Origin of the sequence: Tistlia consotensis USBA 355 (assembly GCF_900177295.1) — a bacterium.
In the GTDB taxonomy this organism is placed as follows: Bacteria; Pseudomonadota; Alphaproteobacteria; order Kiloniellales; family DSM-21159; genus Tistlia; species Tistlia consotensis.
On sequence record NZ_FWZX01000015.1, the window covers coordinates 125,169 to 142,500 of the forward strand.

General features: G+C 72.5%; 13 protein-coding genes (1 of these 13 running past the window's edge). 11 read left to right on the top strand and 2 right to left on the bottom strand.

All coding sequences use genetic code 11. From position 1 onward, the window contains the following. Nucleotides 1–28: 28 nt before the first annotated feature. The 4 genes from B9O00_RS18010 (at nucleotide 29) to B9O00_RS18025 (ending at nucleotide 5,135) form a co-directional block, all read left to right on the top strand. Nucleotides 29–1,636 carry a carboxyl transferase domain-containing protein gene (locus B9O00_RS18010; protein ID WP_085124090.1) on the top strand — a complete coding sequence of 536 codons (1,608 nt, stop codon included), beginning with the start codon at nucleotides 29–31 and terminating at the stop codon, nucleotides 1,634–1,636. 297 nt (nucleotides 1,637–1,933) lie between these two features. After that, on the top strand, nucleotides 1,934–3,607 hold the full coding sequence (locus B9O00_RS18015; protein WP_085124091.1) for a cyclic peptide export ABC transporter: 1,674 nt from the start codon (nucleotides 1,934–1,936) through the stop codon (nucleotides 3,605–3,607). Further along, complete coding sequence (locus B9O00_RS18020) at nucleotides 3,604–4,878, top strand: prohibitin family protein (RefSeq protein ID WP_085124092.1); 1,275 nt, start codon at nucleotides 3,604–3,606, stop codon at nucleotides 4,876–4,878. Before B9O00_RS18015 ends, B9O00_RS18020 begins: the two co-directional genes overlap by 4 nt. 44 nt (nucleotides 4,879–4,922) lie before the next feature. Beyond that, entirely contained in the window at nucleotides 4,923–5,135 is a 213-nt protein-coding gene (locus tag B9O00_RS18025; RefSeq protein ID WP_085124093.1) for a hypothetical protein, read from the top strand. A 51-nt stretch (nucleotides 5,136–5,186) separates the two neighbouring features. Here B9O00_RS18025 and B9O00_RS18030 read toward each other — a convergent pair whose 3' ends face one another. Further along, nucleotides 5,187–7,505, bottom strand: a complete 2,319-nt coding sequence (locus B9O00_RS18030; RefSeq protein ID WP_085124094.1) for a TOMM precursor leader peptide-binding protein — start codon at nucleotides 7,503–7,505, stop codon at nucleotides 5,187–5,189. A 227-nt stretch (nucleotides 7,506–7,732) separates the two neighbouring features. Between B9O00_RS18030 and B9O00_RS18035 the strand changes: the two genes are divergently transcribed. Together B9O00_RS18035 and B9O00_RS33820 are read left to right on the top strand one after the other, a co-directional pair. Next, nucleotides 7,733–8,284: a YcjF family protein gene (locus B9O00_RS18035; RefSeq protein WP_085124095.1), complete on the top strand. Its 552-nt coding sequence runs from the start codon at nucleotides 7,733–7,735 to the stop codon at nucleotides 8,282–8,284. A 269-nt stretch (nucleotides 8,285–8,553) separates the two neighbouring features. After that, a complete protein-coding gene (locus tag B9O00_RS33820) occupies nucleotides 8,554–9,468 on the top strand; it encodes a potassium channel family protein (protein WP_218822809.1) in 915 nt (304 codons plus the stop codon). A gap of 16 nt (nucleotides 9,469–9,484) precedes the next feature. On the opposite strand, the gene B9O00_RS18045 is transcribed toward B9O00_RS33820, so the two are convergent. Next, nucleotides 9,485–10,822, bottom strand: coding sequence for a DUF2254 domain-containing protein (locus B9O00_RS18045; protein WP_085124096.1), 1,338 nt, complete (start codon nucleotides 10,820–10,822; stop codon nucleotides 9,485–9,487). 230 nt (nucleotides 10,823–11,052) lie between these two features. Between B9O00_RS18045 and B9O00_RS18050 the strand changes: the two genes are divergently transcribed. The 5 genes from B9O00_RS18050 to B9O00_RS18070 all read left to right on the top strand — a co-directional run. Beyond that, on the top strand, nucleotides 11,053–12,792 hold the full coding sequence (locus B9O00_RS18050; protein ID WP_085124097.1) for a monovalent cation:proton antiporter-2 (CPA2) family protein: 1,740 nt from the start codon (nucleotides 11,053–11,055) through the stop codon (nucleotides 12,790–12,792). A gap of 44 nt (nucleotides 12,793–12,836) precedes the next feature. After that, complete coding sequence (locus B9O00_RS18055) at nucleotides 12,837–14,837, top strand: acetyl/propionyl/methylcrotonyl-CoA carboxylase subunit alpha (protein WP_085124098.1); 2,001 nt, start codon at nucleotides 12,837–12,839, stop codon at nucleotides 14,835–14,837. A gap of 102 nt (nucleotides 14,838–14,939) precedes the next feature. Beyond that, nucleotides 14,940–16,337 carry an NYN domain-containing protein gene (locus B9O00_RS18060; RefSeq protein WP_159460249.1) on the top strand — a complete coding sequence of 466 codons (1,398 nt, stop codon included), beginning with the start codon at nucleotides 14,940–14,942 and terminating at the stop codon, nucleotides 16,335–16,337. After that, nucleotides 16,334–17,239 (top strand): hydroxymethylglutaryl-CoA lyase, encoded by a 906-nt coding sequence (locus B9O00_RS18065; protein ID WP_085124100.1) that lies wholly within the window; start codon nucleotides 16,334–16,336, stop codon nucleotides 17,237–17,239. The genes B9O00_RS18060 and B9O00_RS18065 overlap by 4 nt, the downstream gene beginning before the upstream one ends. Before the next feature lie 70 nt (nucleotides 17,240–17,309). After that, on the top strand, nucleotides 17,310–17,332 hold the 5' end (the start) of the coding sequence (locus B9O00_RS18070) for a DUF1489 family protein (protein ID WP_085124101.1). 397 nt of this gene lie beyond the right edge of the window; only the first 23 of its 420 coding nucleotides appear in the window; the start codon lies at nucleotides 17,310–17,312; the stop codon falls past the right edge of the window.

The window sequence follows — 17,332 nt, forward strand, 5'->3', positions numbered from 1 at the left end:
GTTCGGCTTTCCGGAACCAGCGCACTCCATGACCGTCATCAAGTCCAAGATCTCGCCGCGCAGTGACGACTTCAAGGCGAACGCCATGGCCATGCGCGCCCTGGTCGAGGACCTGCGCGCCCAGGTCCAGGCGGTCAAGCAGGGCGGCGGGGAGGCGGCGCGCCAGCGCCACGTCGGGCGCGGCAAGCTGCTGCCACGCGAGCGGGTGCGCACGCTGCTCGATCCGGGCAGCCCCTTCCTGGAGCTCTCGCAGCTGGCGGCCCACGGCATGTACGGCGAGCCGATCCCGGCGGCCGGCGTGCTGACCGGCATCGGCCGGGTCGCGGGCCGCGAGTGCCTGATCGTCGCCAACGACGCGACGGTCAAGGGCGGCACCTACTACCCGATGACCGTCAAGAAGCACCTGCGCGCCCAGGAGATCGCCGAGCAGAACCGGCTGCCCTGCATCTATCTGGTCGATTCCGGCGGCGCCAACCTGCCGAACCAGGACGACGTCTTCCCCGACCGCGACCATTTCGGCCGGATCTTCTTCAACCAGGCCAACATGTCGGCCAAGGGCATCCCGCAGATCGCGGCGGTGCTGGGCTCCTGCACGGCCGGCGGCGCCTACGTGCCGGCGATGTCCGACGAATCGATCATCGTGAAGGGGCAGGGCACGATCTTCCTGGGCGGCCCGCCGCTGGTGAAGGCGGCGACCGGCGAGGTCGTCTCGGCCGAGGACCTGGGCGGTGCCGAGGTGCACAGCCGGACCTCGGGCGTCACCGACCACTACGCGACCAACGATGCCCACGCGCTGGGCATCGTGCGGCGCATCGTCGGCAACCTCAACGCCGTCAAGCGCCATGCCCTGGACGTCGCCGAGCCGCGCGAGCCGGCCTACGATCCCGAGGAGCTCTACGGCGTGGTGCCAGCCGACCTGCGCAAGCCCTACGACGTGCGCGAGCTGATCGCGCGCCTCGTCGACGGCAGCGAGCTCGACGAGTTCAAGGCGCTCTACGGCGCGTCGCTGGTCTGCGGCTTCGCGCGGATCTGGGGCTATCCGGTCGGCATCGTCGCCAACAACGGCATCCTGTTCAGCGAGTCGGCGCTGAAGGGCGCGCATTTCGTCGAGCTCTGCAGCCAGCGCGGCATCCCGCTGATCTTCCTGCAGAACATCGCCGGCTTCATGGTCGGCCGGAAGTACGAGGCCGGCGGCATCGCCAAGGACGGCGCCAAGCTGGTCACGGCGGTCGCGACGACCAGGGTGCCGAAGTTCACGATGATCGTCGGCGGCTCGTTCGGCGCCGGCAACTACGGCATGTGCGGACGCGCCTATTCGCCGCGCTTCCTCTGGATGTGGCCCAACGCGCGGATCTCGGTGATGGGCGGCGAGCAGGCGGCCAACGTGCTGGCGACCGTGCGGCGCGACAACATCGAGGCCAAGGGCGGCGACTGGCCGGCCGAGGAGGAGGAGGCCTTCAAGGCGCCGATCCGCGCCCAGTACGAGGCCCAGGGCCATCCCTACTATGCCTCGGCGCGGCTCTGGGACGACGGCATCGTCGATCCGCTCGACGCGCGCATGACCCTGGCGCTCGGCCTCTCCGCCGCGCTCAACGCCCCGCTCGAGGAGACCCGGTTCGGCGTGTTCCGGATGTGAGGCCGCTGCCTCCGGCACGGCCCTTCCGGGGCCGGGGGCGGCGCTGACGCGTTCGACCGACTGACCGTCAGTCATCAGTGCCGGTTTTCACGGCCCGCCGGCCGGGCTAGGATCGCGCTTTCCTGCCGGAAGCCCGACGATGCAGCTCTCCCTGTCCCTGAAGCCGGTCGGCCGTTGCGTGGCGGCGGTTTCATGTGACTCCGACCGGTCGAGCGGTCATGCTGCGCGCCGCGACCGGGCCGGGCGCGGTGCCGGGCGTCGAGCCGTGCCGGCGGCCGAGGGCAACGGGGTGGAGCCTTGAAGTTTCTGATCGTCGTCTGGGAGGCCGCGGGACCGCGCCGCATGACGCTCGCCTTCTGCCTAGCGGCGAGCATGCTCGGCATGATCGGCGTCCTGGTGACGGTCAACTCCGTGATCTTCAAGGACCACGCCGAGTTCCTGCCGAACCTCGTCGGCCTGCTGTTCTTCACCATCGCCGCCAGCGCCGTGGTCACCGGCCAGACGATCGGCCAGCGCATCTCGGCGGCGATCGTGGAGGGGCTGCTCGACCGCATCCGCGTCGAGCTGGTCGAGCTGGTCCGCCGCGCCGACTACGGCAGGCTGGAGACGATCGGCGGCCACACGGTCTACGACAGCCTGACCCGCAACTCCTCGACCATGACCGAGGCGGCGCCCCTGGCGATTCATGGCGCCGCGTCCCTCGGCGCGCTGGTCATGGGCGGCTTCTACACCCTGACCCTCTCGCCGCTGGTCTTCACGGTGATCAGCGTGCTGGTCGTGGTCAGCACCTTCTTCTACCGCCTGAGCCAGCGCCAGACGCGCGGTGCCCTGGCCTGGGTCAGCGCGGCGCAGACCCGCTTCTACGACCTGCTGCGGCACCTGCTCGACGGCTTCAAGGAGGTCAAGCTGAACGAGCCGCGCGGCGACGACCTGGAGCACAACTACCTGGTCCCGGAATCGGACAATCTGCGCGACGCCCAGATCGCCGCGACCGTCCAGATCAACCGGGGCATCGCGATCTCCTACAGCTTCTTCTACCTGATGCTGGCGATCCTCGCCTTCGTGCTGCCGGCCTTCATCAGCGACCAGAAGGTCATCGGCGTGTCGGTCTACGTCGCGATCTTCATGCTGGGCCTCGTCGAGGTGATCCTCAAGTCGGTGCCGACCGTCATCCGGGCCAGCTTCGCCATCGACGAGCTCGACGGCATGAGGGCGACCCTGGCGGACGCGCTGCGCGACGAGCTCCCGGACGGCGGCTCGGCCGACTTCAAGAAGATCTCCGGCGTCGACCTGCTCTACAGCTACTACGACCATGACGGCGCGCTTAGCTTCACCATGGGGCCGACGAGCATGGAGCTGAGCAAGGGCGAGATGCTGTTCATCGTCGGCGGCAACGGCAGCGGCAAGTCGACGCTGCTCAAGGCCTTCACCCGGCTCTACCAGCCCCAGGGCGGCTCGCTGCTGTGGGACGGCACACCGGTCGTGCCGGCCAACGCGCGCGCCTACCGCAGCCTGTTCTCCTCGGTGTTCAGCGACTTCCACCTGTTCGACCGGCTCTACGGCATGGACCATGTGCCCGAGGAGCGGGTCAACGCGCTGCTCGAGGACCTCGGCATCGCCCACAAGACGCGCTACCAGGACGGCCGCTTCACCAACACCGACCTCTCGACCGGCCAGCGCAAGCGCCTCGCCCTCGCGGTCGCGCTGCTCGAGGAGCGGCCGATCCTGGTCCTCGACGAGCTGGCCGCCGACCAGGACCCGGAGTTCCGCCAGCGCTTCTACGGAGAGCTGGTGCCGCGCTGGAAGGCGGAAGGCCGCTCGCTGATCATCGTCAGCCACGACGATCGCTATTTCCACATCGCCGACCGCACGATGATACTGGCCGACGGTCGCGCCAAGGCCGTGCCGCCGGCCGGGGCCGCCGAGGCGGGTCCCGGGACGGCGGGTACAGACGGAGAGACTGGGGCATGACCAAGCGGGCGACGCCGCTGTTCTCGAGGGCCGAAAGAGTGGTCGCCTTTCTGGTCGGGACCTCGCTGATCCTGGCCCTGGTGCTGATGCTGCTCTGGCGCTTCGTCTTCGTGGCGATTCCGCCGGGCTACGTCGGCGCGCTCTACAGCCTGCTCGGCGGCGGCACGGTGCTCAACCACGTCCTGCCCGAGGGCCTGGCGATCAAGTGGCCCTGGAACCGCATCTACCTCTTCGAGGTCCGCACCCAGCGCCTGCCCTACAAGGTCGTCGCGCTCTCGGCCGAGGGCATGAACGTGATGATCGAGGGCGCGACGCTGTTCCATCCGGTCTACGACAAGGTGCCGACGATCCTCTCGTCGCTCGGCACCGACTACCGGGACCGCATCGTGGCGCCGCTGACCCGCTCGATCATTCGCCAGACGGTCACGAACTACAATTCGAACGAGCTCTACTCGGTCGACCACCAGAAGCTGCAGGCCGAGATCCTGGCGCTGGTCGAGCTGCACCCGCTGTCGAAGCTGATCGACTTCGACGACGTGGTGATCACGCGCATCTCGCTGCCGGACCACATCGCCAACGCGATCGAGGACAAGCTGGCGCAGGAGCAGCGGGCCGCCTCCTACGAGTTCCGGCTCGCCGCCGAGAAGCAGGAGGCCGAGCGGCTGCGCATCCAGGCGATCGGCATCCGCAACTTCTACTCCATCGTCTCCGATGCCCTGAACGACACGCTGCTGACCTGGCGCGGCATCGAGGCCACCGTCCAGCTGGCCCAGTCGCCCAACTCGAAGGTCGTCATCGTCGGCGGCGGCAAGAACCAGCTGCCGCTGATCCTGGGCAGCGACATCGGGCAGGTGTCGCACACGCCGAAGCCGGTGCCGCCGATCAGCGGTGAGGCCGCGCCGCTGCCGGACTGGGCGCAGCTGCCGAAGATCTTCGAGGACAGCGGCATGGGCGTGCTCAACGAGGAGCCGGCGACCCACGAGAACTTCCTGCCCGAAGACAAGATGCACCTGGAGGAGCGGTCCGAGGGTAGGATACCGAGAGGCGGCGTCGAGGCGACGCGGCCCGGCGACGCGACCGACACGGGGCTGTCGCCCGGCGTCATGAATCCCGGCGTCGTCGACCCGGACACCCGGGTCAACCGGGGGCGGGACCCGCAGGGCGGCATCGAGCGGACCAGCCCCGGCGAGCCGAGCGACACCGGGCTGCAGCCCGGCGTCGCCGGTCCCGGGTCCGACGGCGCCGACAGCGCGGTGCCGTCGGACCAGTAGCGCGAGGCCCTTGCTGCCGTAGCAACGTTCATGGAGCTGTCGAGATGGTCGCCTTCCCGTTGTTGTTCATCTACGTGCTGTGCTGCTTCGGCGTCGGCTACCTGGGGCGCACGACGCGTGCCGGCTTCATCGGCGTGACGCTGATCTCGGTGCTGTTCTCGCCGCTGATCGTGCTGCTCGCGGTGCTGCTGCTGCGTTCGACCGAAGAGGTCTACGTCCGCGGCGATGCCGGCCAGCCGAACAACAGCCAGCATTGAGGACGCGGCCGGGGCCGCACCCCGGCAGGCCGGTCCGGCGCAGCCGGCCGGTCAGATGAAGAAGGACAGGGGATTCAGCCGGTCCTCGCTGAGGGGCGCCGCGAACAGCCCCTGGCGGACCGGGGACTGGAACAGCCGGGGCTCGCCGCGCCTGTTCCAGAAGTGGCAGAGGCCCGGCACCACGACCTTGACGCAGGCGAGAGGGACGTCGCGGCGGTCGTAGTCCATCGCCACGACCTCGTGGCCGGCCTCGGCCAGCCGTCCGACCAGGTCGCGCACCGCCTCGTCGATCGACTCCGGACCGCGGCGCGACAGCGACTCCAGGTCGCTCGGCGCGCCGCCCGAGGCCAGCAGGTAGGGGTGCTCCGCGACGCTCGCGCTCTGGTACCAGTGGCGCGCCTCGCCGAAGTCGGCGCCTTCCCCGCCCTCCGGCTGCTCGTTCGCCAGGTTGAAGTAGAGGCTCTGGTTGAGCTCGGTCAGCGCCCGGGTCGCGGCGACCGTGGCATCGGGGTGGGCGCCGAAGCCGATCGAGATCTCGCGCCCGGTCGTGCGGTTGTGGGCGACCGCGGCCATCGCGGGGATCGCCAGGTCGGTGGTCAGGTCGAGCACCTCGACGGCGAGATCGCGGCTCTCGCAGTAGCTGCGCAGCGCCGCCAGGAAGCGGGGTTCGATCCCGTCCAGCCCGGCAGCCGGGCGGGCCAGGCGGTTGTACCACCAGACCGAGATGGCATCGCGCTCGACGACCTCGAGCAGGCCCTGCAGGATCGCCTCCTCGAGGGTGCCGCCGGAGGCGCAGCCGTTGGAATCGCCGAGGCAGAAGGGATGGTCCTCGGGCAGGTCCTGCGCCCGGTAGTCGAAGTAGCAGAAGCGGGTCGGCAGCCAGCGCGGCGCGTCGGCGGTCAGCGACCAGGCCGGCGTCCAGTCGACCTCGGCGTCCTCGCGGAAGCGCTCGGGGACGTGGTGCATGCCGCTCGCGCCCTTGTTGAGCTCGGCGCGCAGGTCGTACTGGCGCTCGCTGAAGCCGAGGATCGTGCGCGGATGGACCGCGGCGGGCGCGAGCTCGGCATAGCGCGCGCGGCGCCGCGGCTCGCTGCCGGTCCAGCCGCAGGCGTAGCGCTCGACCGCCTCGGCGAGGCAGCTGACCCGGGCCTGGATCCTGCTCAGCCCCTTGCCGCCGGCCGCGCCGGGCTTGCCGAGCCGGCGGTTCTCGCGCGGGTCGACCCGCTCGCGGTTGGCCTGGGAGGCGATCGACAGGTAGAGGCGCCTGGAGAGCTCGTGGTCCCGGGCGTGGGAGACGATGCCGGTCAGCGGGCTGATCAGCGGCTCCAGCCGGGCCAGCGCCTGCTCGGCGGTCAGCGCCCGCCAGCCGCCGTCCCCGTCGCCGCCACGGGCGACCTTCGCCAGCCGGATCGGCGTCGGCTCCGGAACCGACCCGTGCGCCGGGGCGCCGGCGCCGCAGTGCGGGCAGTCCTGGAAGCGCGGGGCCAGGTGGGTCTCGGCGGCGCCCGAGGGGCCGTGCAGGGTGAGCAGGTTGCGGTCGAGCCGCGAGGCCTCGCCGCGCACCTGGTGGATCGCCTCGGTGACGGCGATGCCGCGGGCCAGCGCCAGGCTGCCGGCGGTCCAGGCGCGCGCCGGCCGCAGGCCGCCGACCGGCGCCTGCACCAGCGTGTCGCCGGGGCGGTGGGTGATCAGGCGCCGGGCCAGGCAGTGGAAGCAGGGCCGGCGCGGATCGTCGAGCCCGGCCGGGTGCGCGCTGGGCGGCTCTCCGGGGCCGTGATGCGGCCCGATCCAGGCCGACAGGCCGCCCGGCTTGAAGGGAATCCAGGAGCGGGCCGCCGCGGCCGCGGCGGTCGCGAACTCGGCCAGCGCCGGCTGCAGGTAGTCGTCGACCAGCACGAACAGCAGCCCGGCCTCGGCTTCGCCGGCGACGGCCAGACCGGAGCCGGCGAGAAGCGACAGCAGCGCGCCGGCGCCCTCGCTGCCGGCGGCCGGGCCCTGGCCGAGCGCGACCACCCCGACAGGAACCGAGCGGAGGCGCCGGTCGGCCTCGACCGGCTGCTCGCCCTGCGCGCTCCAGTAGGCGGCGAGGTGCAGGTCGCCCCGGTCGGGCAGGGTGACGAGGTAGCCCTTGCCGTGCAGCCCCTCCAGGATCTGGATCATCTCCGCCTCCGGGACGCTGGAGCGGAAGGCCGCGACGACCTGCCGGCCGGTCAGCGAGCCGTCGAGTCGCGGCAGCAGATCGGCGTAGAGCGCGCCGTTCAGTCGGAAGCTGCGCTCCTCCGACAGCAGCAGCATCCGCTCGCCGTCCTGGGGATGCAGGCAGAAGTGCGGCGCGACGGCGAGACGACGGTCGAGAACGTCCGATGACATGCGCGAATCCAGCTCCAGACCGTTGGTCGATCGTCCCGGCGAGGCCGTTGGGAGGACGGCCCGTCCGCTCCGGCTACTCTCTATAGCAACCGGCAAAGAGTGCCCAAATGCTCTTGGCGATGTCGGCAAATCGTAATGTGGGGCCGTATTGATGTTTGCCGGCCAAGGGCATAGCATTCGCGAGCCGAGCCGAATGGCGCTACCGGTGACTGTACAGGAGAAGGTTCATGGCCGAAGAGACCAAGACCGAGGGCGAGGCGCCCGAGACGGAGAGCAGCGGCCTTCCGAAGGAGGTCAGCGACATCGTCCGGCGCCACGCGATCTATGCCGCCGCCGGCGGCCTGATCCCGCTTCCCGTGGTCGAGTTCTTCACCAGCAGCGCCATTCAGCTGCGCATGGTCGGGCAGCTCTGCGACCACTACGGTCTGCACTTCTCGGAGCAGGCGGTGAAGGCGGCGATCGGCACGATGGTCGGCTCCGCGCTGCCCGTCGGCACGGCCGGCTACGTGTCGTCCTCGCTGGTCCGCTTCGTGCCCTTCCTGGGCCCGGTGATCGGCCTGACCACGCTGCCGGCCCTGGCGGCCGCCATGACCTGGGCCGTCGGCCGGGTCTTCGCCTGGCACTTCGCCAACGGCGGCACGCTCGAGAACTTCGACGCCGCGGCGAAGAAGGAGCAGGTCAAGCGCGAGTTCCAGGAAGGCAAGCGCCGCGCCGCGGAGTTCGTCAAGAACGCCGGCGGCTCGAAGGGCAGCCCGGCCGCGGAGCCCGCGAAGGCCTGAGCCGGCGCGGCTTCCCGGCGGTCAACAACGGTAACGGGGCTCGACACGGGACAGCGGTCTGCCGCCCGGCAGGCCGCTGTCCCGTGTCGAGCCCCGGCGAGGCGGACGGAGCCGCCTGACCTTGCCGGCGCGCGGCGCTCCGCCGCCGTTCCAGCGCTGTGCCGACGTCCGGGACGGCAGTCGGCGGGCAGGGCGGAGATCCCTGCCGGCCGGCGGCTGCGGCCTGACGACGGCTTCCGCTCCGTCGCACGACACGGCATCCTGGGGCCATGAAGGCCAACCGTCGCTGGTTCAGCTATCTCGGCTTCACGGCCGTCCTCCTCGCGCTGGTCATCGGCGCCTCCGAGGGCGACCTGACGTGGCTCAGCCTCGTCGTGATGCTGACGCTGGTGTCCTCGGCCGGCTTCTTCCTGCTGGTCTTCCCGGGCAGCCGCTTCTTCGCGATCGCCCTGGCGAACTACGTCACCGTCTATTTCTGCCTGTTCGACTTCTTCGTGCAGGTGAACTTCCCCGGCACGCCGCGCTGGTGCCACGCCCTGGGCTTCGCGCTGCCGCTGCTCGGCTTCACCGGCGGCGCGCTGATCCGCCAGGAGTCGATCGCCTCGGTGATCGCCGACGATCATCTGCGCCAGCGCGAACGGCTGCCCGAATTGCTCAGCTGGCTGATCCCCGTGCTGATCGTCGGGCTGATGAGCTTCATGGTGCCGGACATCCCGACGACCCCGCTGCAGAGCGGGTTCGCGCTGATCGCCGCCCAGGCCGCGATCTCGGTCTTCGTGTTCCTGGCGAGCCGGACGATCTGCGTCTTCCTGATCAACACCGGCCTGCTGTTCGAGGACTTCTTCCACCGCATGGGCGCGGTCGGCGTGCCGATCTTCGCCTTCGTCACCTTCTATTCGATGATCGTCATCGTCTTCGCCGCGGTCTATCGCATCCTCGACCGGCTGAGCGAGGTGCCGCCCTTCCTGATCAATGGCCGGCCCTCGCACATCGAGTTCCTCGACGCGCTCTACTTCTCGGTGATCACGCTCTCGACCGTCGGCTACGGCGACGTCGTGCCGGTCGGCGCCCTGGCGCGCGTGCTGGTCTCCGTCGAGATCGTCACCGGCGTGCTGCTGCTGCTGTTCGGCTTCGCCGAGATCCGGCGCTTCAGCCTGGAGCACCCGGACCGCACGCGGCGCTGAGCCCGGCCGCCCGGGCCTATCCGTCCCAGCGGGCGAGGCGCTCGTCCAGGCGCTCCAGCTCGACGTCCACGCGCTGCCGGTCGAGCGGCTCGTCGAGACGGCGCCCGACGAGTCGCCGCAGCGCCTCGCCCTGGCGCCAGATGGCGGCGCGCCGCTCCGGGTCGGCCGCCAGCTCGGCCAGGCCGGCGAGGCGGGCGGCCAGGGTGCGCAGCACGGCCGGGTGGTCGGCGCCGGCGCGGCGGATGTCGTCGAAGCTGCCTTCCAGCAGGTCGACGAAGCCGCGCGACGGCAGGGTCAGCCGCAGCCGGCCGGCGGCGTCGCGGTGCTCGAGCGGCGGGTCGGCACGGCCGATCGCCAACGCCAGGGCGGCGCCGATCCGGTCGATCGAGGCGATCGCCGTGAAGGGGTCGTTGAGGCTCGGCGAGAGCGCGCGCAGGGCGATCTCGACCAGGGCGTTGGCCGCGTACTCCAGGTCCTCGGCCTGGGTCCGCTTCGGGCCGATCGTCAGGCCGTCGCGGATCCGCTCCTTGAGGGCCTCGGTCGCCCGGTCGAGCGGCCAGAAGCGCGCGACGGCCTGCCCGGGGACCAGGAAGTCGCCGGCCATGACCTGCAGCTCGATGCGGCCGTCGCTCTGCTCGGCCAGCCCGACCAGCTGCGCGACGGCGATCGTCTGGACGTAGCCGGTCCGTGCGGACGGCACGACCAGGCAGAAGCGCCCGGAGGGGCCCGGTCCGGCCGCCTCCTCCTGCTGTCGCGAGCCGTCCTCCGGCTCGCTCGTCGCCGGGAACAGCGAGCGCACGCTGCCGTCGAGCGCGTCGCCGACGTGGGCGACGACGGTGTCGGCCTGCAGCAGCTCGGCGAGGTGGTGGATGAAGTAGATCAGCACGGCGAGGCTGAAGAGGGTCAGCAGCTGCGCCATGGTCACCGAGGCGAGCGGCACGAAGTCCGAGGTCGAGTCGCCCTGCGGCCGGATCAGCCGCAGCATCATCAGCGCGTAGGCCAGGGTCGAGACGAAGACGCCGAGCGCGACCTGGGTCGGCCGGTCGGCCCGGAAGATCGCCAGCAGGCGGGGGCCGAGCTGCTGCGAGGCGAGGGTCAGGCTGACCAGGGTCATGGAGAAGACCAGGCTGGTCGCGCCGATCATCGAGCCGGCGATGACCTGCAGGATCGTCCGGGCGCCGTCGGGGCCGACCCAGAGCACCCAGGCCAGCTCGCGCGACCAGGTGGCCTGCATCGCCCGGTCCAGGATCGCGCTCAGCACCGCCAGCAGGATCGCGGCGAGCAGCAGCACCGTCGGGACGAACCAGAAGGAATTGACGACGACGTAGTGCAGGTATTTCAGGCGTGCGCTCATCGGGTCCCCCGGCGTCCGCCGTCGACAGGACGAGCGTCGCGTTCCGTGACCCGGGGAAGACGCGCGGAGGCTGCGGGCTGTTCCCCCGCCGGGGCAGACGATAGGCTGCGACCGGCCGCACGGCACGGGTCGGGCGGGGCGAGGACGGGCCGGGCGAGAACGGGCCGGGCGAGAACGGTCCGGGCGAGAACGGGCCGGGCGAGAACGGACGGGGCGGGAACGGACGGGGCATGCAAGAGCACGAGCTGCACCTGCTGCGCGATGCGCTGGTGTTCCTGGGCGCCGCGGTGCTGATCGTCCCGCTGTTCCGCAAGCTGCGCTCCAGTCCGGTGCTCGGCTATCTGGCCGCCGGGCTGGTCGTCGGCCCGGGCGGCCTCGCCTTCATCCCGGACGCCGAGGCGGTCGTGCTGCTCGCCGAGTTCGGCATCGTCTTCCTGCTCTTCGCGATCGGCCTGGAGCTGTCGCTCGCCCGGCTGCTGCTGCTGCGCACCTACGTCTTCGGCCTCGGCGGCGCCCAGGTCCTGGTGACCGGCGCCCTGATCGCGCTGGCCGCGCTCGGCCTCGGCGTAGGGCTCGAGCCCGCGATCGTCCTCGGCGGCGGCCTCGCGCTCTCCTCGACCGCCTTCGTCGTGCAGCTGCTGGTCGAGCGCGGCGAGCTGGCCTCGCGCTCGGGCCGCGCCGGCTTCGCGATCCTGCTGATGCAGGATCTCGCGATCGTGCCGCTGCTCGCGCTGCTGCCGCTGCTGGCCCGGCCCGAGGGCTCGCTGCTGGCCGCGCTCGGCCTTGCGGCGCTCAAGGCGGGGACGGCGATCGCCGTCACCGTGCTGGCCGGGCGCTTCGTGCTGCAGCCGCTCTACCGCGCGATCGCCGGCAGCCGCAGCCCCGAGCTCTTCGTCGCGACGACCCTGCTGGTGCTGCTCGGCAGCGGCTACCTCATGCAGCTGTCCGGCGTCTCGATGGCGCTCGGCGCCTTCCTGGCCGGCCTGCTGCTCTCGGGCAGCGAGTACCGCCACCAGGTCGAGGCCGACATCCGGCCGTTCCGCGGCCTGCTGCTCGGCCTGTTCTTCATGTCGGTCGGCCTGTCGATCGATCTCCGGCTGATCGCTTCGCTGTGGTGGCAGCTGCCGCTCGCCCTGGCCGCCCTGATGCTCGGCAAGGCCGCGGTGATCGCCGGCCTCTGCCGGCTGTTCGGCCTGCCGGGCGAGGTCGCGGTCAGGGTCGGCACGCTGCTGTCCCAGGGCGGCGAGTTCGCCTTCGTGCTGATCGGCTCGGCGATGGCCCTGGGGCTGGTCGAGCCGCGGCTCGGGCAGAGCGCGGTCGCGCTGGTCGCGCTCTCCATGGCGCTGACCCCGGCCGTGGCCTGGCTCGGCCGCGGGCTCGCCGGGCGGCTCGGCGGCGAGGAGGAGCGCGAGCTGCCGGCGCAGCCCGGCCCGGAGGCCGAGGAGCTGCACGACCACGTCGTGATCGCCGGCTTCGGCCGGGTCGGCCAGTCGGTCGCCGTCGCGCTGTCCGGCCTGCAGGTGCCCTACGTCGGCTTCGACCTCAGCGCGCCGCGGGTCCGGCACTGCCGCCGGCTCGACCTCAGCGTCTACTACGGCGACGCCAGCCGCATCGAGGTGCTGGAGACGGTCGGCCTGGAGCGCGCCCGGGCGGCGGTCATCACCCTCGACGACCCGGAGCGGGCGACCCGCGTGGTCGAGGCGCTGCGCGCGCACTCGGACAGCCTGCCGATCTTCGTGCGCGCCCGCGACCTGCAGCACAGCGCCGAGCTGCGCGAGGCCGGCGCCACGGCCGTCGTGCCCGAGACCATCGAGGCCAGCCTGCAGCTCGGCGCCATCGTGCTCGGCCAGCTCGGCGTGCCGCCCGGCGAGGTCGCGGCGACGATGGAGACCCTGCGCGCCGCCGACTACGGGCGCCTGACCGAGGTCATCGCCGCCGGCGCCCGCCGGCCGGGCGACGGCGGTGCCTGATTCCGGTTGATTCCGGGGCGTCCAGCGGGCAGCGTCGCGGCACCATGTTCTCGAGCCTCCTGATCGCCAACCGCGGCGAGATCGCCTGCCGCATCGCGCGCACCGCGCGACGCCTGGGCCTGCGCACCATCGCCGTCCACTCCGAGGCCGACGCCGGCGCCCGCCACGTCCGCGAGGCCGACGAATCCTGGCTGATCGGCCCGGCGCCGGCCGCGGAGAGCTACCTCGTCGCCGAGCGCATCCTGGAGGTCGCCCGGGCGAGCGGCGCCGAGGCGATCCATCCCGGCTACGGCTTCCTGTCGGAGAACGCCGGCTTCGCCGAGGCCTGCGCCGCGGCCGGCATCGTCTTCGTCGGCCCGCCGGCCCCGGCGATCCGGGCCATGGGCTCGAAGAGCGAGGCCAAGGCCCTGATGGAGAAGGCCGGCGTGCCGCTGGTGCCCGGCTACCACGGCGCCGAGCAGGATCCGGCGCTGCTCGCCGCCGAGGCCGGGCGCATCGGCTTTCCGGTGCTGATCAAGGCCTCGGCCGGCGGCGGCGGCAAGGGCATGCGCCCGGTGCGCCGCGCCAAGGACTTCGCCGCCGAGCTGGAGGGTGCGCAGCGCGAGGCGCGGGCCGCCTTCGGCGACGACCGGGTGCTGCTCGAGAAGTACCTGACGAAGCCGCGCCACATCGAGCTGCAGGTGTTCTGCGACGGCCAGGGCAGGGGCGTGCACCTCTTCGAGCGCGACTGCTCGATCCAGCGGCGCCACCAGAAGGTCGTCGAGGAGGCGCCGGCGCCCGGCATGACCGCCGAGCGCCGCGCCGCCATGGCCGAGGCCGCGCTGGCCGCCGCCGCGGCGATCGGCTACGTCGGTGCCGGCACGGTCGAGTTCATCGCCGAGGGCGACGACTTCTTCTTCATGGAGATGAACACCCGCCTGCAGGTCGAGCATCCGGTGACCGAGGCGATCACCGGCCAGGACCTGGTCGAGTGGCAGCTCCGGGTCGCCGCCGGCGAGCCCCTGCCGCTCGCGCAGGGCGAGATCGGCTGCAGCGGCCACGCCATCGAGGTCCGGCTCTACGCCGAGGACCCGAGCCGCGACTTCCTGCCGGCGACCGGGCGCCTCGCGCACCTCGCCTTCCCGCAGGAGGTCGCGGGCCTCAGGGTCGACAGCGGCGTCGAGACCGGCGACGAGATCACGCCCTTCTACGACCCGATGATCGCCAAGGTGATCGTCCACGGCCCCGACCGTGCCGCCGCCGTGCGCCGCCTGCAGCAGGCGCTGGCCGGCACCGAGGTCGCCGGGCTGACCACCAACCTGCCGCTGCTCTCGGCCATCGCCGGCCACCCGGCCTTCGCCGCCGCCGGGCTCGACACCGGCTTCATCCCGCGTCATGCCGAGACCCTGCTGGCGCCGCCGCCGCCGCCCGATGCCGACAGCCTGGCGCTCGCCTGCCTCGCCGAGCTGTTGCGCCGCCAGGAGGAGGCGAAGCGCCTGGCGACGGCCTCGGCCGACCGCTTCTCGCCCTGGTTCCGCACCGACGGCTGGCGGCTCAACGACGAGACCCAGCGCCGCCTGACCTTCCGCGCCGGCGAGCTCGAGGTCTCGGCCCTGGTGCACTACCGGCCCGGCGGCGGCCTGGTCGAGGTCGAGGGCCGGCGCATCGCGACCGAGGTGCGGCGCGACTCGAGCGGGCGGCTGGCCGCCTTCCTCGACGGCCGGCTGGTGCGCGCGCGCGACGTCTGGGACGGCGACCTCCTGACCCTGATCGTCGAGGGCCGGGCACGGCGGCTGATGCTGGTCGACGCGCTGGCCGGCACGGCCGGCGAGGACGAGGCCGGCGGCCGCCTGGTCGCGCCGATGCCGGGCAAGGTCGTCAGCGTCTCGATCACGGCTGGCGCCACCGTCGAGCGCGGCCAGGCCCTGCTGGTGCTCGAGGCCATGAAGATGGAGCACGGCATCGTCGCGCCCGCCGACGGCATCGTCACCGCGGTGCACTACGCCGAGGGCGACACGGTCGAGGAGGGCGCCGACCTCATCGACTTCGAGGCGGCCGAGGCCTAGCCGCCCTTGGACGAGATGACCTCGGGCCCCTTGGCGGCGGGCGCCTCCGTGCCAAACTCTCAAGGGTCCCGATCGCCCAGCGGCCCCCGGAGCGTGCCGACGATGCCTGCCCCCGACTACCTGAGAGCCGCCCTCTTCGTCGACTTCGACAACGTCTACTCCAGCCTGCGCGAGCGCGACGGCCAGGCGGCCGAGAGCTTCGCCCAGTTCCCGCTGGCCTGGCTCAACTGGTTCGAGGCGGGACGCCACGGGGCCGGCGAGCCGGCCGGGCCGGAGGCGGCGCCGGCCGCGCCGCCGCGCCGGGTGCTGCTGCGCCGCTGCTACCTCAACCCGGCGGCCTTCTGGCGCCAGCGCGCCGGCTTCGTGCAGGCCGGCTTCCACGTCGTCGACTGTCCCTCGCTGACCTACGGCGGCAAGAACTCGGCCGACATCCAGATGGCGCTCGACATCGTCGAGGCGCTGGCCCACGAGACCCGCTTCGACGAGTTCCTGCTGCTCTCGGGCGATGCCGACTTCGCGCCGGTGCTGCTGCGCCTGCGCGCCCACGACCGGCGCACGACGATCCTGGCCAGCGAGCAGGTGGCGCCGGCGCTGCGCGCCTCGGCCGACGTGGTCGTGCCGCTCGAGCGTTTCGTCGTCGAGGCGCTCGGCCTGGAGCGCGGCCAGGGCGAGCCGCCGAGCCAGGAGGAGCTGCTGGCCTTCCTGCGCGAGACCGTGACCAAGGCGCCGAAGCCGGTGCTGCTGTCGCAGCTCGGCGGCCAGGCGCTGCGCCGCTTCGGCGAGAGCCCGCGCGAGCTGCGCTGGTTCGGCCACGGCAGCCTGAGCCGGCTGATCGAGGAGATGCTGGCCCCGACCATCGCCGTCGCCGACCGCTACGCCTATGCGCCGGAGCAGCACGAGGCGCCGCAGCGCGCCTCGTCCCCGGCCGGCGTCCCGGCGTCGCAGCCCGGTTCCGGCGGACGCCTGCCGCCCGACGACCCGGCGAGCGCCCTGATCGAGCGGGTCTGCGAGGCGACCGGCGCGCCGGCCCTGCCCGGCGAGACCTACGACGCGCTGTTCGAGGCGATGGCGGCGACCCTGGAGGAAGGCGCGCGCGCCCAGGCCGACGTCGTGCACGCGACCCGGCGCCGGCTCGCGGAGATCGGCCTGCCGGTCGCCGAGCGCGACATCGGCTTCGTGTTCTACGGCTTCCGCCTGGCGCGGCTCGACCTCGATGCCCTGGCCGGCGACGTCGACGCGCTGGCCGAGGCCTTCCGCGAGAACATCCGCCACCGCTGCCGCGAGCGCGGCGTGTCGCTCAGCGACGCCGAGGAGGCCGCACTCGACGACTGGCTGCTCGGCGCGCCGGAGGAGGCCGGTCCGCCCGAGAGCGAAGCCGGGAGCGACGCCGAGAGCCCGCCGGCCGCGCGCCTGCCGGGAAGCCGGGGCGGCCCGGGCGAAGCGACGGGGCAGGGCGGCGAGGTCGCCGCGACACCGGAAACCAAGGAGATGCCGTCATGACGCTGCCGCGCCGGGTCAGGGTCGTCGAGGTCGGTCCGCGCGACGGCCTGCAGAACGAGAAGGCGATCGTGCCGCTCGACACCAAGGTCGAGCTGATCGACCGGCTGTCGGCGAGCGGCCTGCCGGCGGTCGAGGCCGGCGCCTTCGTCAGCCCGAAGTGGGTGCCGCAGATGGCCGACAGCGCCGAGGTGCTGCGCCGGATCCAGAGGCGTCCCGGCGTCGCCTTCCCGGTGCTGGTGCCGAACGAGAAGGGGCTGGAGGCGGCGCTCGCCGCCGGCGCCGAGGAGATCGCCGTGTTCGGCGCCGCCTCGGAGAGCTTCAGCCGGAAGAACATCAACTGCTCGATCGCCGAATCGCTGGAGCGGTTCCGGCCGGTCGTCGAGCGGGCGCTGGCCTCGGGCGTGAGGGTGCGGGGCTACCTGTCCTGCGTGCTCGGCTGCCCCTACGAGGGCGAGGTGCCGCTCGCCAGGGTCGCGGCGGTCGCCAAGGCGATCTTCGAGCTCGGCTGCTACGAGGTCTCGCTCGGCGACACCATCGGCGTCGGCACGCCGGCCCGGGCCCGGGCGATGGTCGAGGCGGTCGCGGCGGAGCTGCCGCGCGAGCGCCTGGCCCTGCACTTCCACGACACCTACGGCCAGGCCCTGGCGAACCTGCACGCCTGCCTGGAGCTCGGCGTCGCGACGGTCGACAGCGCGGTCGCCGGGCTCGGCGGCTGCCCCTACGCCAAGGGCGCCAGCGGCAACGTCGCGACCGAGGACGTGCTCTACCTGCTGCAGGGGCTGGGCGTCGAGACCGGGGCCGAGCTCGACCAGGTCGCCGCCGCCGGCCGCTTCATCTCCGCGGCGCTCGGCCGGCCGCCGGCCTCCAAGGTCGCCCAGGCGCTGGCCGCCAGGGCGGCGTGACGCGCGCGGCGAGGTGGGCGGCGAGGTGGGCGACGGTGCATTCCGCGCCGGGCGCCGCTAGGTTGCGCGCATGACCCTGCATCTCATCAAGCT